General features: G+C 71.1%; 15 protein-coding genes, 1 tRNA gene and 1 other RNA gene. 14 read left to right on the forward strand and 3 right to left on the reverse strand.

Annotated features, from left to right (window positions below; genetic code table 11):
- Positions 1–2 precede the first annotated feature (2 nt).
- The 4 genes from AB0O65_RS11885 to AB0O65_RS11900 all read left to right on the forward strand — a co-directional run bounded on the left by AB0O65_RS11885 (position 3) and on the right by AB0O65_RS11900 (position 2,351).
- Positions 3–665: a phosphatase PAP2 family protein gene (locus tag AB0O65_RS11885; RefSeq protein ID WP_191712803.1), complete on the forward strand. Its 663-nt coding sequence runs from the start codon at positions 3–5 to the stop codon at positions 663–665.
- Positions 640–1,242: a GNAT family N-acetyltransferase gene (locus tag AB0O65_RS11890; protein WP_071643785.1), complete on the forward strand. Its 603-nt coding sequence runs from the start codon at positions 640–642 to the stop codon at positions 1,240–1,242. The genes AB0O65_RS11885 and AB0O65_RS11890 overlap by 26 nt, the downstream gene beginning before the upstream one ends.
- Before the next feature lie 60 nt (positions 1,243–1,302).
- Positions 1,303–1,387: transfer RNA gene (locus AB0O65_RS11895), tRNA-Ser, on the forward strand.
- A 61-nt stretch (positions 1,388–1,448) separates the two neighbouring features.
- A complete protein-coding gene (locus AB0O65_RS11900) occupies positions 1,449–2,351 on the forward strand; it encodes a rhodanese-related sulfurtransferase (RefSeq protein WP_363385365.1) in 903 nt (300 codons plus the stop codon).
- 6 nt (positions 2,352–2,357) lie between these two features.
- Here AB0O65_RS11900 and AB0O65_RS11905 read toward each other — a convergent pair whose 3' ends face one another.
- The 3 genes from AB0O65_RS11905 to AB0O65_RS11915 are packed head-to-tail and all read right to left on the reverse strand — an operon-like array spanning position 2,358 to position 6,703.
- On the reverse strand, positions 2,358–4,544 hold the full coding sequence (locus AB0O65_RS11905) for a DUF3488 and transglutaminase-like domain-containing protein (RefSeq protein ID WP_071643781.1): 2,187 nt from the start codon (positions 4,542–4,544) through the stop codon (positions 2,358–2,360).
- Positions 4,537–5,721: a DUF58 domain-containing protein gene (locus AB0O65_RS11910; RefSeq protein WP_071643779.1), complete on the reverse strand. Its 1,185-nt coding sequence runs from the start codon at positions 5,719–5,721 to the stop codon at positions 4,537–4,539. The genes AB0O65_RS11905 and AB0O65_RS11910 overlap by 8 nt, the downstream gene beginning before the upstream one ends.
- 7 nt (positions 5,722–5,728) lie before the next feature.
- Positions 5,729–6,703 (reverse strand): AAA family ATPase, encoded by a 975-nt coding sequence (locus AB0O65_RS11915; protein ID WP_363385370.1) that lies wholly within the window; start codon positions 6,701–6,703, stop codon positions 5,729–5,731.
- 131 nt (positions 6,704–6,834) lie between these two features.
- On the opposite strand from AB0O65_RS11915, the gene ffs reads away from it, so the two are divergent.
- From ffs to AB0O65_RS11965, 10 genes are all read left to right on the forward strand, one after another.
- An RNA gene (gene ffs / locus AB0O65_RS11920) (signal recognition particle sRNA small type) lies at positions 6,835–6,930 on the forward strand.
- Positions 6,931–7,002: 72 nt separating this feature from the next.
- Complete coding sequence (locus AB0O65_RS11925) at positions 7,003–7,620, forward strand: rhomboid family intramembrane serine protease (RefSeq protein ID WP_256221103.1); 618 nt, start codon at positions 7,003–7,005, stop codon at positions 7,618–7,620.
- A 74-nt stretch (positions 7,621–7,694) separates the two neighbouring features.
- Entirely contained in the window at positions 7,695–8,243 is a 549-nt protein-coding gene (locus AB0O65_RS11930; RefSeq protein ID WP_071643871.1) for a hypothetical protein, read from the forward strand.
- A 56-nt stretch (positions 8,244–8,299) separates the two neighbouring features.
- On the forward strand, positions 8,300–10,405 hold the full coding sequence (gene pta / locus AB0O65_RS11935) for a phosphate acetyltransferase (RefSeq protein ID WP_071643775.1): 2,106 nt from the start codon (positions 8,300–8,302) through the stop codon (positions 10,403–10,405).
- Positions 10,402–11,625, forward strand: a complete 1,224-nt coding sequence (locus AB0O65_RS11940; RefSeq protein WP_363385375.1) for an acetate kinase — start codon at positions 10,402–10,404, stop codon at positions 11,623–11,625. The genes pta and AB0O65_RS11940 overlap by 4 nt, the downstream gene beginning before the upstream one ends.
- A gap of 65 nt (positions 11,626–11,690) precedes the next feature.
- Positions 11,691–12,431, forward strand: a complete 741-nt coding sequence (locus AB0O65_RS11945) for a beta-phosphoglucomutase family hydrolase (protein WP_191712811.1) — start codon at positions 11,691–11,693, stop codon at positions 12,429–12,431.
- Between the two features lie 27 nt (positions 12,432–12,458).
- Entirely contained in the window at positions 12,459–14,951 is a 2,493-nt protein-coding gene (locus tag AB0O65_RS11950; RefSeq protein WP_071643769.1) for a glycosyl hydrolase family 65 protein, read from the forward strand.
- A 53-nt stretch (positions 14,952–15,004) separates the two neighbouring features.
- Positions 15,005–17,629, forward strand: a complete 2,625-nt coding sequence (locus tag AB0O65_RS11955; protein WP_363385379.1) for a DNA polymerase III subunit gamma and tau — start codon at positions 15,005–15,007, stop codon at positions 17,627–17,629.
- On the forward strand, positions 17,629–18,222 hold the full coding sequence (gene recR, locus AB0O65_RS11960) for a recombination mediator RecR (RefSeq protein WP_071643765.1): 594 nt from the start codon (positions 17,629–17,631) through the stop codon (positions 18,220–18,222). Before AB0O65_RS11955 ends, recR begins: the two co-directional genes overlap by 1 nt.
- A complete protein-coding gene (locus tag AB0O65_RS11965) occupies positions 18,219–19,211 on the forward strand; it encodes a DMT family transporter (protein ID WP_071643762.1) in 993 nt (330 codons plus the stop codon). The genes recR and AB0O65_RS11965 overlap by 4 nt, the downstream gene beginning before the upstream one ends.
- Positions 19,212–19,265: the final 54 nt, after the last annotated feature.

Raw genomic sequence — 19,265 nt, forward strand, 5'->3', positions numbered from 1 at the left:
CGATGACAAGACGAGCCCTGCTGATCTCCGGAAGTGCGATGCTCACCCTCGCCGCCCTGCTGGGGGTGCTCGTCGTGCTGCTGCCTCGGGGCGCGACGATCGGTCTCGACGTGTTCTGGAACGGCCTCATGTCGCAGGTGAGACAGGACTGGATGCTGTCGGCCGCCTACCTGCTGAACTGGATCGGCGGAGGCTGGGTGGCCATCGTGCTCGTGCCGCTGCTGATCGTGCTGCTGCTGGTTCTGCTGCGACGATGGCGAGGAGCGGTGTTCGCGGCGATCGCGTTCGTGGTCAGCGCGGGACTCACCCAGCTGCTGAAGGAGATCTTCGCCAGGGCGCGACCAGACGACATGCTGGTCACCTCGGATTTCGGCTCGTTCCCGTCGGGGCACACCTCGAACGCCGCCACGATCGCCGTGGTCCTCTGGCTGGTCTTCCCTCGCGTCTGGGTGGCGATCATCGGCGCGGTCTGGGTCATGGCGATGGCGCTGTCGCGCACGCTGCTCGCCGTGCACTGGTTCACCGACACCGTGGGCGGTGCGCTGGTCGGCGCATCGGCTGCGCTTCTCGTCGGCGCGTTCGTGCTGAGCTGGGCGTCACTGGGCTGGACACCCGCATCATCCGCTTCGAGGAGTTCCCGTGACGACGATCCGCCCGTACCGTGACGCCGATCGAGACGCGCTCTACGACATCTGCGTGAAGACCGCGGATGCCGGTGGCGACGCGACCGGCATCTTCACCGACGATCGGCTGTGGGGCGATGTCTTCGCCGTGCCGTACGCCGTGCGGCATCCCGACCTCGCGTGGATGGTCGAGTCGCCGGACGGCCGGACGGTCGGGTACATCGTCGCCACTGACGACACGGACGCCTTCGAGCGGTGGTTCCGCGACGAGTGGTGGCCGTCGAAGCAGAGCGCGTACCCCCTCTCGGGATCAGCCGTGCCCACCCGTCAGGACGGCATCATCGGCTACGCCGGTCGTCGTGCTCCCGGCGGGGAGAAGCACGCGGCCGAGTATCCCGCGCACCTTCACATCGATCTGCTGCCCGAGACGCAGGGGCAGGGGCTCGGCCGCCGGCTGATCGAGACGCTCTTCGCCGAGCTCGGGCGCCGCGGCGTGCGCGGCCTGCACCTGGGCATGAATCCGACGAACACGGGCGCCGGCGTCTTCTACGAGCGTCTCGGCATGCACCGACTGCACTCGGGTCACGACACGACCATGTACGGCGTGCGCTTCGTCTGAGCGGTCGGCGCTGGTCCGACGCGACGCGCGCGATCGGATAGGATGAACAGGTTGTTTCCTGGTGACGTGTCCGAGCGGCCGAAGGAGCACGCTTGGAAAGCGTGTGTTGTGCAAGCAACCGCGGGTTCGAATCCCGCCGTCACCGCCGAAGTCCCGAGGGCCCGCACGAAGTGCGGGCCCTCGGGACTTTTCCGTAGAATCTCCTGGTGCCCACCCCCAAGATCGTGCTGTTCTACGCGTTCGCGCCGATCGCGGACCCGCAGGCGATCCGCCTCTGGCAGCGGGACCTGTGCGAGGCGCTCGCGCTTCGCGGGCGCATCATCATCTCCGAGCACGGCATCAACGGCACGCTCGGCGGCGATCTGCCGGCGGTGAAGAGATGGGTGCGGCGCTTCCGCCAGCATCCGGCGTTCGCGGATGCCGACATCAAGTGGAGCGAGGGCACGGCGATCGACGCCGACGGCTACAGCGTCGACTTCCCCAAGCTGAGCGTGAAAGTGCGCGACGAGATCGTCTCGTTCGGCGCGCCCGACGAGCTGCGCGTCGATGAGCACGGTGTCGTGGGCGGCGGAGCCAGGCTCGACCCCGACCAGCTGCACCGCCTGATCGCCGAGCGCGGCGACGAGGTCGTCTTCTTCGACGGCCGCAACGCGCTCGAGGCCGAGATCGGCCGGTTCAGGAACGCGGTGGTGCCCGACACCGACACCACGCGCGACTTCGTCCGCCTGCTCGACGAGGGGGCGTACGACGACCTGAAGGGCAGGCCCGTTGTCACCTACTGCACCGGCGGCATCCGATGCGAGGTGCTGTCGAGTCTGATGCTCTCGCGCGGCTTCGGCGAGGTGTACCAGCTCGACGGAGGCATCGTCCGCTACGGCGAGAAGTACGGTGACGACGGACTGTGGGAGGGATCGCTTTACGTCTTCGACGGGCGCGGATCGGTCGAGTTCAGCGACCACGCCGCGGTCATCGGCACGTGCGCCGGGTGCGGAGCGGCGACCAGTCGCACCGCGAACTGCCCCGACGCATCGTGCCGCCGGCAGTTCGTCGTGTGCGCCGAGTGCGCGGCCGTGCCGTGCGAGGAGCACACGTCGGCCGCGACCGCCTGAGCCCGCTCAGCGGCGCAGCAGCGACGCGGGCAGCAGCCTGGCGAGCAGGCGGCGACGCCCGCTGACGCCCGCCTCCAGGTCGCGGAGCACCCGACGCAGGGACGCGTCGAGCTCTCCTCCCGCAGGGCCGCCCTCGGCATAGCTGCGGCGTTCGACGGCCGTCACGAGCTCGCGCAGCGCGCCGGCGTCCACCCCGTGCGCCGCGGCGAGCGACTGCGCCCGCGTGCGCGCGGTCTCGGAGGCGTGCAGCGGCAGTCTCAGGTCGGCCATGGTGTCGGACACCTCCCGCCAGGCGGCGATGGCGTCGCCCGCCGCGGCGCGGCGGATCCGCAGCATCCGGCGCACTGCGCGCACGAGAGCGGGCAGCAGCAGCACGACCAGCGCGCCGGCGACGATCAGCGCCACCGGGGTGGGGTCGAGCTGGCCCAGGGCCCCGTCGCCACCGGCGCCGGCGTCCTCGTCGCTGCGGTCGGGCCCGCCGGTCGGCGCCGTCGACGGCACCGCGGTCGGCGCGGCGGACGCGGTCGGTGCCGCCTCGCCGCCGTCGCCGCCTGCTCCCGCGTCGGAGGTGAAGTCGGTCGGCGTCCCGAGCGTCGCCGTCGGCTCGAACGGCACCCAGCCGACGCCCCGGAAGTACACCTCGGGCCAGGAGTGCAGCTTGTCGCTCGTGACGGAGTACACGCGCTGCTCGCCGCGCTTCTCGTCGGTCGACGTGCCGGGCAGATAGCCGACCACGATGCGCACGGGCATGTCGAGGGTCTGAGCCATCAGGGCGAAGGCGCCGGCGAAGTGGATGCAGTATCCGCTGCGCACATCGAGGAAGGTGGCCACCGCGTCGGCCCCGGTGCCGTCGAAGCCGTCTTCGACCGGTGCGTCGAGGGAGTACTCGAACTCCGAGCGGAACCAGTCCTGCAGAGCCAGCAGCCGGTCGTAGTCCGTGTCGGCACCGGCGGTGACCTCGCGCGCGAGGTCGCCGATGATCTCCGGAAGATCGTTCGCCGGCGCTGCGACGAGGCCGGATCCGCCGGTCGAGCTCGCCCGGATCTGCTCGAGGCTCGGTGCCGGGGTCGCCATCTGCACGGTGTAGTCGGCGCCCGCGGCGTCCTGCGTCGCGCTGACCACGGTGCGGTTCAGCGGCATCGCCTGCCAGCCCCGCGGCAGGCCGCTGATCGCTTCGGCAGCGTATGGCACGGGGAGCCGGGAACTCGAGATCCCCACCACCCGGATCGAGACCTCGTGCTCGACCGTCTCGATGTCGTCGCGCCACGGGCGGTCGCCGAAGCCGTCCTCCACCGGGTTGCGGTCGGAGCGGTCAGGCCGCCACACCTCGCCGTCGAACCTCGACAGCGTCGCCAGCCTGAGATACGGAGGGGCGGCGGCCGAGGTGACGAGGGTGAGGGCTCTCGTCTCGTCGGGGCGACGCAGGTCGTCGCCCAGTCGCAGGTCGGCGTTGATCGTCGACAGCCGCCCGTTCCCCCCGCCGGCCTCGCTCAACGGCAGCGCGGGGGAGACGAAGACGGTGGCGGCGATCGCGGTCGCGCCGATGAGGCCCGCGGCGACGAGGGGAGAATGCCGCACGGCGTCTGGGTCGTGCCTGGCGCCGAAGCGCAGGACGATCAGGATCATCACCGCCTGCAGCACGAACCACACCAGGTTCACCGATCCGAAGGTCAGCAGCATCGGCACGGCGCCCACGACCGAGGTGAAGAGCACGGTGAGCACGACCAGCCGGTGAGCCAGCAGATGATCGACGAGCAGGGCGACCATCGCGAAGGCGAGCCCCATCGCCGTGGTCATCGAGACGGTCGAGTCGATCGGGGCGACCCCGTTCGAGATCTCGTCCACCGCACGCTGCAGACGCAGACCGGTCAGCTCCACACTCGCCTCGGTGGGCACGAGACCGAACTCGGCGGTCTCGCTCGCCAGCAGGCTCGTCAGCGCGAGGGTGAGGGCGACCAGCTGCAGCAGCAGAGCGAGCAGAGACCGGATGCCGTCCTGCAGCCCGCCGAGGAGCCGCCTTGCCACCATGCCCGCGGCGGCGACCGTGGCGACGATCACCAAGACCGCGAACGTCCACCCTCCGGGCGCGATGACCGCGGTGTACGGCCACATCGCGACGAGGGTCGCGACCACGGCCAGCATCCCCGGCCCGACGACGCCGGGCCGCGACGTGGCGCTCACGGGCTCAGTCATGCGCCGCCTTCGCTTGGGGGAGCGCCGCTTCCCACACGTCGGCCGGGTTCGCCGTCGGGGGCAGCGCGGCGACGTTCCAGCCGCGATCGGCGGCGACCGCGAGGGCATCGGCGCGAGCGCCGGCTGCGATCAGCATCGGGGCCGAGGCGCCCGCGGTGCTCAGACGCGCGGCAGCGTCGGGGTCGATCGCCCCGGTGACGACCACCAGCGGGCCGGGCGGTGTGCCGCCGACGATCGTGCGCAGGTCGCGCGAGTCCCCGCGGGGTGTCACGGTCGCCAGGGCGACCAGCAGACCGTCCCGGTCGTCCTCGTGCCCGCGCAGCGCCCCGAGCAGCGAACCGGCGCTGTCGAAGACGTCGACGCTGTAGCCGTCCTGCGCGAAGCGCAGCGCGGCCGACGCACACAGCGACACCGCAGCCTCGAACGCGGGGTCGACGGCGCCGCCCGCGCTCTGCCAGCGCGATGCGGCGCGGTCGAGCACGACGACGGCATCCGGACTCGCCTCTTCCTCCTCCTGCCGGACCATCAGCGACCCGCGATGCGCGGTGGCGCGCCAGTGGATCCGCCGCCGTGAGTCGCCCGACAGGTACGCACGTGGGATCAGGTTGTCGGCTCCCTGCCCGACGCGCGTCGAGCGGGCCTGCGCCGCGCCGCCCGCCGCGCCCAGCTTGGTCGGCAGCGGGGCGAGCGCGACCACCTGAGGCACGACCGTGATCATCCTCGTCTCCCCGAAGGCCTGCACCCGCTGCGCGAGGCCGAACGGGTCGACGGTGCGCAGCAGCAGCGGGCCGAGCGTCGCCGTGCCGCGACGAACCCCCTCCAGGTCGTAGTGCAGCAGTCGGGTCTCGCCGGGATACTCACCGGTGGCATCGCCTCGCACCGCCTCGGGGAGGGTGTCGCTCCAGCGGCCGCGCGGGATGCCGGGAGCGTACAGCTCGAAACGCACGGTGACCCGCGACGTCTCGCCGACGGCGAGGAGGTCGGTGGAGATCTGCCGCCACACCTCGCCACGTCTCCGCGGCGCGCGCACGGCGAGCAGCGCGATGAGCGGGAGCACGATGAGCAGCACGCCGACGTAGAGCAGCGCGCGGGCGGCGAGGATGTTCGCGGCAGCGCACAGCACCACCCCGAGCAGCAGGCACGCTGCTCCTCGAGCGGTCAGCGGACGGGCGCGCATGATGCGCTCAGACGCGCGCCGCGAACGGCACGGGCACGCGCGCGACGATCTGACGCAGAGCCGCCTCGACCGGCTGTGCACCGGCTCGGTGCACACCGCGCGCCGCCAGCAGGCGATGCGCGAAGACCGGGATGACCAGGTCTGCCAGGTCGTCGGGCACCACGTAGTCGCGGCCGTCGAGCGCGGCGACCACCTTCGCCGCGCGCACCAGCTGCAGGGTCGCCCGCGGGCTCGCGCCGAGATGCAGACTCGGATCCTGCCGGGTGGCCTGAGCGAGCGCGACGGCGTACTCCTCGAGCGACGCGGCGACGTGCACGCGACGCGCCCACGAGATCAGCGCGCGCACCGTCGCGGCGTCCGCGACGGGCTCGATGGCCGAGAGCGGGTTGGCGGTGTCGCGCTGACGGAGCATGAGCGCCTCGGCGGCGGCATCCGGATACCCCATCGAGATGCGCATCATGAACCGGTCGCGCTGCGCCTCGGGGAGCGGATACGTGCCCTCCATCTCGAGGGGGTTCTGCGTCGCCACCACCAGGAACGGATCGGGGAGCGGATGCGTGTCGCCGTCGACCGTGACCTGATGCTCCTCCATCGCCTCGAGCAGCGCCGACTGGGTCTTCGGCGAGGCGCGGTTGATCTCGTCGGCGATCACGATGTGCGCGAAGATCGCGCCCCGCTTGAACTCGAACTCCCGCTCCACCGGGTCGTACACCGCGACGCCGGTGACGTCGCCAGGCAGCAGGTCTGGGGTGAACTGGATGCGGCGCACCGTGGCGTCGACGCTCGCCGCCAGGGCGCGGGCGAGCATCGTCTTGGCCACACCGGGAACGTCTTCGATGAGCAGGTGCCCCTCGGCCAGCAGGCAGACGAGGGCGTTGCGCACGGCATCCGCCTTGCCGTCGATCACCGACGCGACCGAGGCGACGATGCCCGATGTGTGCAGGCTGAACTGCTCGGCGGTGAGCGGTGCGTTCTCGTGCATGCGGGCCCTCTCGTGCGCGACGGTGCGTCTGATGATCGTAACGCCGTCCGTCCGACGCGGTCGCGGACCAGGGCACGGCCGTGCCGTCGGCCTGCTGTCCGAGCGTCCGTCATCGTTCGGGTAGACTGGTCGACGGCTCTCCGCGTGACGGCATCCAGGCCAATCCCCCAGGACGGAAACGTAGCAAGGGCAACCGGGCTCTGTCGGGTGCGCGGAGGGTCTTTTCTCTTCTCCGAGTGACGGCGTCGCGACGCCGCGGCCCTCGGCTCTCTCACCGGATGCCCTGCGAGGATCGACCCGTGACCGCCCCCGCCGCCTCCGTCCCGCGCTCCTCATCAGCAGGACGCTTCCTCGCGCCGGTGGCGCTGCTCGCCCTGATGTGGGCGATCCAGCCGCTCGACGCCGTGCTGCCGGGATCGTTCACCGGCTGGGGACTGCGCTCGTGGGACCCCGCCAGCCTTCCCGGCCTCGTGCTCGGCCCGCTGCTGCACGCCGGCTGGGCGCATCTGATCAGCAACTCGCTGCCCCTGCTCGTGCTCGGCTGTCTGGTGGCGGTGGAAGGCGCGAAGCGCTTCTGGGCGGTGACGGGCATCATCGCCGTGGTGGGCGGCGCGGGAACCTGGCTGCTGAACGCCCCCGGAACCCTCACGGTCGGCGCGTCCGTGCTCGTGTTCGGATACTTCGGCTACACCGTGCTGCGCGTGTTCGCGCCCGGTCGTGTGTCGCATCGCATCGCCTACGCGGCGATCGCCGTCATCGTCATCGTGCTGTACGGCACGACCGTGCTCACCGGCATCTTCGGCGCCGGGGCGGGGGTGTCGTGGCAGGCGCATCTGTTCGGGGCGATCGGCGGCGGCATCGCCGCGCTGGCCGCGCGACGTCCCGCTCGGGGCGCCCTCGCACGCGGGGGATCGTGAGCGCTCGCCGCGGATCTCGCACGGGCCGATCTCGGGCGCGCGCACAGCGCCGGCACGGGCTCAGAGTGGCGGCGGTGACCGCGGTGGTAACGCTTCTGGCATCCGGTGCTCTCGCGATTCTCGCCCTCATCACCGCTCCGCGTGCCGAGGGCTACTGCCTCGATGATCCTGCGGCGTACCCGGCATTCGGAGTGAGCGGGTGGCGGGGCGAGCAGCTCGAGAACGCGGCGATCGTCGTGCGCACCGCGCGCGAGCTCGGGTTCGCTCGCGACGGTCAGGTCATCGGCGTCATGGCGGCGATGGGAGAGAGCTCGCTGCGCAACCTCGATCACGGCGACTGGGAGACGTCCGGGGTGGTCAACCCCGACGGCAGCCGCACCTCGAGCATCGGGCTGTTCCAGCAGCAGGACTGGTGGGGGAGCGTCGCGGAGCGGATGGATCCGGCCTCCGCGTCGTCGATGTTCTTCACCCGTCTCAGGCGCGTGCCCGACTGGCAGAGCCTCGAGCCGACGCACGCCATCAACCGGGTGCAGATCAACTCCGACCCCGAGCACTACGCCCGATTCGCGGACGACGCCGCCGCGGTGGTGGATGCCCTGTCCGGGCCGTGCGCGGCGGGCTGAGCCCCGGGATGCTGCCCCTCACCGCCGCGCCTCCCGCCGGTCACTAGGCTGGGCACGTGGCACGGAGCATCTACATCACGTCTGCCGAAGGACACACGGGCAAGTCGACGATCGCGCTCGGCGTGCTCGACGCGGTGATGCGCGTCTCGCCCCGTGTCGGCGTGTTCCGGCCCATCATCCGCTCCGCCGATGAACGCGATACGGTCCTCGAGCTGCTGCTGGCCCACGACGGCGTGCACCTCGAATACGACGACTGCATCGGCGTGACCTACGACGACGTGCGCCACGACCCGGATGCGGCCCTCGGCACGATCGTCGCGCGTTTCAAGGCCGTCGAGGCGCAGTGCGACGCGGTCATCGTGGTCGGCAGCGACTACACCGACGTCGCCGGACCTGCCGAGCTCGGCTACAACGCGAGGATCGCCGCCAACCTCGGTGTGCCCGTGATGCTCGTCCTGTCGGGGCGCGACAGTCAGAACCAGGCAGAGCAGCTGGGCACGACCACCGCACGCACCCCCGAGCAGGTGCAGCAGATCGCCGCGCTCGCGATCGCCGAGCTCGCGGCCGAGCGGGCGGAGCTCTTCGCGCTCGTCGTCAACCGTGCCGAGTCCGACCTGCTCGGTCGGATCATCGAGCTGGTCGAGGACGGTCGCACCCCGGTGTGGGCCATCCCGGAAGAGCGCTCGCTCGTCGCCCCCTCCATGCGCGGGATCATGCGCGCCGTCGACGGTCGACTCGTCCGCGGCGGCGACGAGCTGCTCGAGCGCGAGGCGTACAGCATCGTGATCGCGGGCATGTCCATGGTCAACGTGCTGCCCCGCCTGACCGAGGGCTCGGTCGTGGTGATCGCCGCTGATCGCACCGAGACGCTGCTCGCCACGGTGCTCGCCGCGACATCCGGCACCTTCCCCGACCTGGCGGGCATCGTGCTGAACGGGCCGTTCGAGCTGCCCGAGCCGATCCTGCAGCTGATCGACGGATTCGAGCTGGTCGTGCCGATCATCGCGACCGACCTGGGCACCTTCGACACCGCCGTGCGCATCATGGGCTCCCGCGGCCGGATGAGTCCGGAGTCCGCGCAGCGCTACCAGACCGCGCTGGAGCTGTTCCAGAAGCACATCGACATCTCCGAGCTGACCGAGCAGATGGGCCTCGCCGAATCCACGGTGGTCACTCCGCTGATGTTCCAGTACGGGCTGATCGAGCGGGCTCGCAGCGAGCGCAAGCGGATCGTCCTCCCCGAGGGAACGGACGATCGGATCCTGCGGGCGGCAGCCATCCTGCTCGCCCGCGAGGTGGCGGATCTCACCATCCTCGGCGACGAGGCGGGCATCCGCGCCCGCGCCGCGGCGCTCGGGCTCGACATCTCCGCCGCACAGGTGCTCAGCCCGAACGACCCGGCGCTCGTGCAGCGGTTCGCGCAGGAGTACGCGCGGCTGCGCGCGCACAAGGGCATCACCCTGCAGCAGGCAGCCGACACCGTCACCGACGTGTCGTACTTCGGCACCATGATGGTGCACCTCGGGCTCGCCGACGGGATGGTCTCTGGCGCCGCGCACACCACGGCGCACACCATCCGCCCCTCCTTCGAGATCATCAAGACCAAGCCCGGGGTCGAGGTCGTGTCGAGCGTCTTCCTGATGGCACTCGCCGATCGGGTTCTCGTGTACGGCGACTGCGCCGTGATCCCCGACCCCACGAGCACCCAGCTGGCCGACATCGCCATCTCATCTGCGGCGACCGCCCGACGCTTCGGCATCGACCCGCGCGTCGCGATGCTCTCGTACTCCACGGGCGAGTCCGGCTCCGGAGCCGATGTCGAGAAGGTGCGCGCGGCCACGGCCCTGGTGCGCGAGCGCGACCCCCTGCTGCCCGTCGAAGGGCCGATCCAGTACGACGCAGCGGCCGATGCCGCCGTCGCCAAGGCCAAGCTGCCCGGATCCGAGGTCGCCGGACGAGCCACCGTGTTCGTCTTCCCCGACCTCAACACCGGCAACAACACCTACAAGGCCGTGCAGCGCTCGGCCGGCGCGGTGGCGATCGGGCCGGTGCTGCAGGGGCTGAACAAGCCGATCAACGACCTGTCGCGCGGCGCGCTGGTCGACGACATCGTCAACACCGTCGCGATCACAGCGATCCAGGCACAGGGAGAACCGGCATGAGCGTCGTGCTCGTCATCAACAGCGGCTCCTCGTCGCTGAAGTACAGCCTGATCGATCCGTCCCGTGAGCTCGAGCTGGGCAGCGGCCTCATCGAGCGCATCGGACAGGGCACCGGCGTCGTCAGTCACATCGCGCGGATGACCGCCGAGCCCGGAGAGCCGGCGCCGACGATCCTCGACGTGCGTCATTCGCAAGAGCGGCCGATCGCCGATCATCACGAGGCGTTCGCCGTCATGCTCGCCCAGTTCGCCGAGCACGGACCCGACCTCGGCGAGCATCCGCCCGTCGCCGTGGGGCACCGTGTGGTGCACGGCGGAGCGCGGTTCTTCGAGCCGACCGTGATCACCTCTCTGGTCGAGATCAACATCGGCGACCTCAGCGTTCTGGCCCCGCTGCACAACCCGGCGAACCTGGCCGGCATCCGGGCGGCCCGTGCGGCCTTCCGGGACGTGCCGCATGTGGCCGTGTTCGACACGGCGTTCCACCAGACCCTCCCACCGGCGGCGTACACGTACGCGCTGGATGCCACCACCGCAGACGAGCACCGCATCCGCCGCTACGGGTTCCACGGCACCAGCCACAAGTACGTCTCCGAGGCCGCCGCATCGTTCCTGGGGCGCGACCTCGCGCAGCTGCGCCAGATCGTGCTGCACCTCGGCAACGGGGCATCCATGACCGCCGTCGACGGTGGTCGCTCGGTCGAGACGTCGATGGGCTTCACCCCGCTCGAAGGTCTGGTGATGGGCACCCGCACCGGCGACATCGACCCGGCGGCGCTGTTCCATCTGTCCCGCCGGGCCGGGCTCAGCACCGACGAGCTGGACGAGCTGCTCAACAAGCGCAGCGGGCTGCTCGGCCTCGCGGGTCGCAGCGACATGCGTGACATCCTCGCCGGGCGCGCCGCGGGCGAGGAGCAGGCGACGCTGGCGTACGACGTGTACGTGCATCGGCTCCGCGCCTACCTCGGCGCCTACGTCGCGCAGCTGGGCGGGGTGGATGTCATCGTCTTCACCGCCGGCGTCGGCGAGAACGCGGTCGACGTGCGGGCGGACGCACTCGCCACCTTCGGCTTCCTCGGTGTGAAGGTCGACGCGGAGCGCAACGGATCGCGCGGGCGCGGCATCCGGCGCATCTCGTCCGACGACTCCGCCGTCGAGGTCCTCGTCGTGCCCACCGACGAGGAGCTCGAGATCGCCCGTCAGACGCTGTCCGCCATCTGACGGTCGCACGCGCCGCATCCGCTGTCTCACTAGGCTGGACGAGCCCGTCCGACCCAGGAGGTTCCATGCCCGACGCTCTCCCCGATCTGCACCGCACCACCGGTGTGCTCTTCGATCTCGACGGCGTGCTGACCCCTACGGCCGAGGTGCACATGCGCGCCTGGCAGAAGGTCTTCGACGAGGTCTTCGCGCGCTGGGGCATCGAGCCGCCGTACACCGACGAGGACTACTTCGCGTACGTCGACGGCAAGAAGCGCTACGACGGGGTCGCCAGCCTGCTGCGCAGCCGCAACGTCGAGCTGCCGTGGGGAGAGGTCACCGATCCGCCCGAGGCCGAGACGGTGTGCGGCATCGGAAACCGCAAGAATGACGCGTTCATCGCCGTGCTGCGCAGCGAGGGCATCGCCGCTTACCCCGGCTCCCTGGCCCTGCTGCAGAGCCTGCGCGACGCCGGCGTGCCGATGGGTGTCGTGTCGAGCTCGAAGAACGCCGGTGAGGTGCTCGCGAGCGCGGGCATCCGCGACTTCTTCCGCGTCGTCGTCGACGGGCTCGTCGCCGAGCGCGACGAGCTCGCCTCGAAGCCCGCAGCGGACATGTTCCTCGAGGGCGCGCGGATGCTGGGCGTCGACCCAGCTGAGGCCATCGCGGTGGAGGACGCGGTGTCCGGTGTCGCCTCGGCGTCCGCGGCAGGATACGGCGATGTGGTCGGAGTCGATCGCGGTGCGGGGGCCGCGAGTCTGCGTGAGGCGGGCGCGACCTGTATCGTCGATGATCTTGCCCTCCTGCTCGGCGACGCGCAGAACTGACCCCCCTCACACGCTTTCGGAGAGAGCATGATCGATCGCGACCGCTACCCCGTCGACCCCTGGCGCCTCGTCGAGTCCCGTTACGACGAGGAGGGGGTCTCCGAGACCGTCTTCACCGTCGGCAACGGCTACCTCGGTCTGCGCGGCAACCACATCGAGGGGCGCGGGGCGCACGAGCACGGCACCTTCATCAACGGCCTGCATGAGACCTGGCCGATCCGCCACGCCGAGCAGGCGTACGGGTTCGCGGAGGTCGGGCAGACGATCGTGAACGCGCCCGACGCCAAGATCATGCGCGTGTACATCGACGACGAGCCGCTCTCGTTCGACGAGATGGAGGTGCACGAGTACTCGCGGGCGCTGGACATGCGCACCGGCGTGCTCGAGCGCAGCGTCGTGTGGATGACCCCGTCGGGCAAGCGCGTGCGGATGCGCGACGAGCGGATGGTCAGCTTCGAGGAGCGCCACCTCGCCGTGCTCCGTCTCGAGCTCACGGTCGAGAACGCCGACGCGCCGGTCACGGTCAGCTGCCAGATGGTCAACCGGCAGGACGGCGCGGGCATCTACGCGGGCGACCCGATGGCGGGCAAGGGCGACGGCAAGGCCGGCTTCGACCCGCGCAAGGCCGACCGGATCACGGAGCGCGTGCTGCAGCCGGTGGAGTACTGGCAGGACGGTCTGCGCTCGGCGCTGTCGTACCGCGTCTCGGACTCCGGGATGACGGTCGCCGTCGTCGCCGACCACATCATCGAGACCGAGAACGAGTACAGCGCTCGCACGCTCGTCGAGCCCGACATCGCGAAGAACGTCTTCCGGATCCAGGCGAAGGCCGGGGTGCCGATCAGGATCGACAAGATCGTCAGCTACCACAGCTCGCGCGGCGTGCCGCCCCGCGAGCTCGTGGACCGCTGCCGTCGTTCGCTGGACCGCGTCGGGGTGGAGGGCGTGGATGCCCTGTTCACGGCGCAGCGTGAGTGGCTGGACGCCTTCTGGCGGCGCTCCGACGTGCGGATCGCCGGTCACGACGATCTGCAGCAGGCGACACGCTGGTGCCTGTTCCAGCTCGCGCAGGCGGCGTCCCGCGCCGACGGGAACGGCGTCGCGGCGAAGGGTCTGACGGGCTCGGGGTACAGCGGTCACTACTTCTGGGACACCGAGATCTACGTGCTGCCGTTCCTGACGTACACGTCGCCGCAGTGGGCCAAGAACGCCCTGCGTGCGCGGGTGATGATGCTTCCGGCGGCCCGGCGACGCGCCACCCAGCTCAACGAGGCGGGCGCGCTGTTCCCGTGGCGCACGATCAACGGCGAGGAGGCGTCGGCCTACTACGCCGCCGGCACCGCGCAGTACCACATCAACGCCGACGTCAGCTATGCGCTCGGCAAGTACGTCCGCGCCACCGGCGACGTCGACTTCCTGCGCCGGGAGGGCGCCGACATCGCGGTCGAGACCGCGCGTCTGTGGGCGACGCTCGGCTTCTGGCGCGGCACCAACGGCGACTCGACGTTCCACATCCACGGGGTGACGGGGCCCGACGAGTACACCACCGTCGTCAACGACAATCTCTTCACGAATGTCATGGCGCGGTACAACCTGCGCTTCGCGGCGCGCATCGTCAGCGAGATGGAGGTGAACGATCCGGCGGCGTACTCCGCCCTCGTGGAGCGCACCGGTCTCGACGGCGGGGAGAAGGATGCCTGGACGCGAGCCGCAGAGGCGATCCACATCCCGTACAGCGAGGCGCTGGGCATCCACCCGCAGGACGCGTTCTTCCTGGAGCGCGAGGTGTGGGACCTCGAGGGCACACCGCCCGAGATGCGCCCGCTGCTGCTGAACTACCACCCACTGGTGATCTACCGCTTCCAGGTGCTCAAGCAGGCCGACGTCGTGCTCGCGCTGTTCCTGCAGGGCAACCACTTCACCGACGAGGAGAAGCTGGCCGACTTCGACTACTACGACCCGCTGACGACGGGTGACTCGACGCTGTCGGCCGTCGTGCAGTCGATCATGGCGGCGGAGGTGGGTTACCAGGACCTCGCCAGGGAGTACTTCGAGCAGGCCCTGTACGTCGATCTGGCCGACCTGCACAGCAACTCCTCGGACGGCGTGCACGTGGCGTCAGCGGGCGGTGTGTGGAGCGTGCTGGTCAGCGGATTCGGCGGCATGCGCGACCATGACGGCCAGCTGAGCTTCGATCCTCGGCTGCCCGTCGACTGGCCCGAGCTGTCGTATCCGCTGCAGTGGCGCGGCTCGCAGCTGCAGGTGACCATCACGCGAAGCCAGCTGCGCCTCGAGGTGCGCGAAGGCGACCCCGTCGAGTTCACGGTGCGCGGCACGGCGTATCGTGCAGCGGTGGGGGAGCCTGCCTCGGTGCTGCTCGCGGGTCAGGGACCGGTGCGACCGGGACGGCCCACGCTGCGCGGCATCGAGGATGCCCGTCGCGACGACGGCACGCGCCTGTCGGTCTCGCTTCCGGTGACGACGACGACGATCCCGATCATCGACGTCTACGAGGCCTGACGGCCGCCCACGACGGGCGGGCTGATGTCGGCGGCACGCCGTAGGCTGGACGGGTGACGACAGCCCTGTACCGCCGCTACCGGCCCGAGACCTTCGGCGAGATGATCGGGCAGTCCCAGGTGACCGATCCGCTCATGACCGCCCTGCGCGGCGATCGTGTCGGCCATGCCTACCTCTTCTCCGGCCCGCGCGGCTGCGGCAAGACCACCTCGGCCCGAATCCTCGCGCGCTGTCTGAACTGCGCCGAGGGGCCGACCGACACGCCGTGCGGCGTCTGTCCCAGCTGCGTCGAGCTGTCCCGGGCAGGGGGCGGCTCACTCGATGTGGTCGAGATCGACGCCGCCAGCCACAACGGCGTCGACGACGCGCGCGACCTGCGCGAGCGGGCGACCTTCGCGCCCAGCCGTGACCGGTTCAAGATCTTCATCCTCGACGAGGCGCACATGGTCACTCCGCAGGGATTCAACGCCCTGCTGAAGCTGGTCGAGGAGCCGCCGGCGCACGTGAAGTTCATCTTCGCGACCACCGAGCCCGAGAAGGTGCTCGGCACGATCCGCTCGCGCACGCACCACTATCCGTTCCGGCTGGTGCCGCCCGCGGCGATGCTCGAGTACGTCGAGAAGCTCTGCGGTGAGGAGGGCGTGCAGGTCGAGCAGGGAGTGCTCGCGCTCGTCGTGCGCGCCGGCGGGGGATCGCCGCGCGACACGCTGTCGCTGCTCGATCAGCTGATCGCAGGATCGGATGAGGGCAACGTGACCTACGAGCGGGCCGTCGCGCTGCTCGGCTACACGCATGCCGCACTTCTCGACGAGATCGTCGACGCGCTCGCCGCCGGAGACGCCGCGGCGGCCTTCCCCGCCGTGGACCGCGTCGTGCAGACCGGGCAGGACCCGCGGCGCTTCGTCGACGACCTGCTCGAGCGTCTGCGCGACCTCATCGTGATTGAGGCGGTTGGCGACGGTGCGTCGGCGGTGCTGCGCGGCATCCCCGCCGACGAGATGGAGCGCATGCAGGCGCAGGCCGCCGGTTTCGGCGCGGCGCGCCTCTCCCGCACCGCCGACCTGGTGAGCCAGGCGCTCGACGACATGAGCGGGGCGACGTCGCCGCGGCTGCACCTCGAGCTGATGGTCGCGCGTGTGCTCGCGGGATCGCCGAGGGATGCCGCCGCACCTGCCCCGGCTCCCGCTGCGGCGACCCCGGCTCCTGCCGCAACGGCCTCGCCTGCTGCTGCTGCGCACGCGCCAGCCCGTGCCGCGTCGCCCGCGGGATCGAGCTCTGCTGCGGGCGATGCTGCCGCTGCGGCGCCCCCCGCCCCTGCGGACGCGCCCGCGGTCTCCCCGATGATCGTCGAGAACCTCACCGCGTCGGGCCCCGTCGCGGCGACGATGAAGGGTGCCGTGCCGTCTGCGGACGCGCCCTCCGCCGACGACTCCGCTGCGGTTTCGCCGCTCGCTCGCGCGGTCGAGGCCCCGGCACCCGATACCGCCGCGTCGACCGCGGAGAGCGCATCCGCCGACGCCCAGGAAGCAGCCGCGTCCACCCCGGCCGATGGCGGGGCCGTCGCTCCCGCATCGAGTGGACCCGTCACCTTCGAGCGCATCGCCGCGGCATGGCCCGCGGTGCTCGCCCGCCTGGAGAGCATCAGCCGCACCTCCTGGCTGGTCGTCACCGGCATCCAGCCGCTCGCGTTCGACGCGGCCTCCGGGGTGCTCACCCTCGGTTTCTCGAGTCCGAGCGATGTGCCGCGGTTCAAGGGCACCACGCCAGGCAAGAGCACATCGGATCACCTGCGCACGGCGATCGAGCAGGAACTGGGCGTGACCGTGAAGTACCGCCCGGCGCCCCTGCCGCCCGGCGGTGGTGGAGCCGCGGCGCCCGCGGGCCCCGCTCCCACCGGTTCGGGCCCCGGCGCGGCGTCGACCGGCCCCGCTCCCACCGGATCCTCGCCCACCGGATCACGACCCGGTGCGACCGCGGCACATGCCGCGGCGGCAGGGGATGACGCTCCCGCAGCCGGCTGGGCGAACCCGATGAGCGGTCCGCAGGATCTGCGCGATGCGGGTGGCGGTGCCGTGGCGAAGCCGCGAGCGGGCTCCGGGGGAGCAGCATCCGGGGGGACCCGCTCCGCCGCGGCCGCGGTCACCGACTGGGCTGTCGCGCCGATCCCGTCATCGGCCCCGGTCCCGGTCCCGGCACCGGTCCCGTCACCAGCACCGGACCCGTTCTCCGCCCCGGACCACGCGGCCCCGCTCGTCGCGGCGCCCGCCGTCCCCGTGGCGGCATCGCCCGCCGCGCAGCCGCAGTTCCCCGTCGACGACGAGCCGGCCGAGGTCGAGGCCGCAGCCTCGGCCCCCGCGCCACCGCACGATGGAGACATCGACGCGCCTCCGCCGCCGGATGACTATCCGCCGTATGACGACGAGCCGCCGTACGACCCGGAGTACGACGAGCCCCGTCGCCAGGGTGGCGGCCCGGTCGAGGCCGCCCCGGCACGGGACTCCGTGGCCACGCCACCACAGGCGTCCGCGCGCCCGTCGCTCCGAGAGGTGCCGCAGCCGCCGAGTCGACCCCAGGCGCCGGATGGCGTCGAGCGCCGCGGTGAGGCCGTGATCCGGCAGGTGCTCGGTGCGAAGTTCCTGCGTGAAGAGCCCTACCAGCCCCCCTCGAGGTTCAACTGATGTACGACGGAATCGTTCAGGAGCTCATCGACGAATTCGGCCGTCTGCCCGGCATCGGGCCGAAGTCCGCGCAGCGCATCGCCTTCCACATCCTGCAGACGCCGTCGTTCGACGTCGCTCGGCTCTCCGAGCTGCTCACCGAGGTGCGGGCGCGGGTGCGCTTCTGCGAGGTGTGCGGCAACGTGTCCGAGCAGGATCGCTGCGCGATCTGCCGCGACCCCCGCCGCAACCCCGAGCTGATCTGCGTCGTGGAGGATGCCAAGGATGTGGCGGCGATCGAACGCACCCGCGAGTTCCGTGGTCTGTACCACGTGCTCGGTGGCGCGATCAGCCCGATCGCCGGCGTCGGTCCCGACGACCTGCGGATCGCGCAGCTGATGACCCGCCTCGCCGACGGCACGGTGCAGGAGGTCATCCTCGCCACGAACCCCAACCTCGAGGGGGAGGCGACAGCCAGCTACCTCAGCCGCCTGCTGACCAGCATGTCGATCACCGTGTCGCGACTGGCATCCGGGCTGCCTGTCGGAGGAGACCTCGAGTACGCGGACGAGGTGACGCTGGGACGGGCCTTCGAGGGCCGTCGCCGCCTATGAGCGCTCACCACGCGGGATTCACCCGCAGAGGGTGGATCCTGTTCGCGATCATGGCGTTCGTGTGGGGCATCACCTACCTGTTCATCAAGGAGGCGGTGCACTCGTTCTCACCGCCGGCCGTGGTCGCCGGGCGCACTCTGCTCGGTGGTCTGATCCTGCTGCCCTTCGCGCTGCGCGCCGGCGCGCTCGCCGCGGCGTGGAAGCACTGGCCCTGGGTGCTGGCGTTCGGCCTGGTCGAGATGGCAGGGCCGTTCCTGCTGCTCAGCCACGCCGAGACGCAGCTGCCGTCGGGTCTCACCGGGCTGCTCGTGTCGACCGTGCCGCTGTTCGCCGTGATCATCGCGCTGCTGCGCGGAGACCGCTCAGCACTGGCTCCGGTCAGGCTCGGGGGTCTGCTGCTCGGCTTCGCCGGCGTCGCCGTCGTCGTCGCCGGGCCCGGCCTGTTCCCGCACGGTCCGAGCAGCGCGTTCGCGATCGGCGAGGTCCTGCTGACCGCGGTGCTGTATGCGATCGCGCCCTTCATCATCGCCCTCAAGCTGAAGGACGTGCCGTCGCTCGGCACGATCACGCTCGCGCTGTTCGCCATCGGAATCGGGTACCTGCCGGCGGCGCTGCTCACCCAGCACGACGTGCCGACCATCCGCTCAACAGTGTCGCTGCTGCTGCTCGGGATCGTCTGCACCGCCCTCGCGTTCGTCGCGTTCTTCGCGCTGATCCGCGAGGTCGGCCCGGTGCGGGCCCCGCTGTTCACCTACGTCAACCCGATCGTCGCGGTCGTGCTGGGCGCCATCGTGCTGGCCGAGCCGCTCACACCCGGCCTGCTGATCGGGTTCCCCATCGTGCTGATCGGATGCTGGTTCGCCGCGACAGGCGGGCGGCTCCGGCCGCGGGCCTCGGCGCCGGACCTCACCACGGGGCCGATCACCACGGCCGAGACGGCCGAGGCCATCGTGTCCGAGACCAGGCCCGATTCCGACGACCGGCGGTGACGGTGCCGGCCCGGACCGGCCAGGCGTCACATGCGTGAGGCGGCATGGGCGTGA

It is taken from the genome of Microbacterium sp. NPDC077391 (assembly GCF_040686955.1).
Classification (GTDB): Bacteria; Actinomycetota; Actinomycetes; order Actinomycetales; family Microbacteriaceae; genus Microbacterium; species Microbacterium commune.

Coding starts and splice junctions, on each gene's coding strand:
- AB0O65_RS11945 (WP_191712811.1), top strand. CDS start 11,691: ATGCCCGACGCTCTCCCCGATCTGCACCGCACCACCGGTGTGCTCTTC.
- AB0O65_RS11965 (WP_071643762.1), top strand. CDS start 18,219: ATGAGCGCTCACCACGCGGGATTCACCCGCAGAGGGTGGATCCTGTTC.
- AB0O65_RS11950 (WP_071643769.1), top strand. CDS start 12,459: ATGATCGATCGCGACCGCTACCCCGTCGACCCCTGGCGCCTCGTCGAG.
- AB0O65_RS11910 (WP_071643779.1), bottom strand. CDS start 5,721: ATGCGCGCCCGTCCGCTGACCGCTCGAGGAGCAGCGTGCCTGCTGCTC.
- AB0O65_RS11940 (WP_363385375.1), top strand. CDS start 10,402: ATGAGCGTCGTGCTCGTCATCAACAGCGGCTCCTCGTCGCTGAAGTAC.
- AB0O65_RS11905 (WP_071643781.1), bottom strand. CDS start 4,544: ATGACTGAGCCCGTGAGCGCCACGTCGCGGCCCGGCGTCGTCGGGCCG.
- recR (WP_071643765.1), top strand. CDS start 17,629: ATGTACGACGGAATCGTTCAGGAGCTCATCGACGAATTCGGCCGTCTG.
- AB0O65_RS11915 (WP_363385370.1), bottom strand. CDS start 6,703: ATGCACGAGAACGCACCGCTCACCGCCGAGCAGTTCAGCCTGCACACA.
- AB0O65_RS11885 (WP_191712803.1), top strand. CDS start 3: ATGACAAGACGAGCCCTGCTGATCTCCGGAAGTGCGATGCTCACCCTC.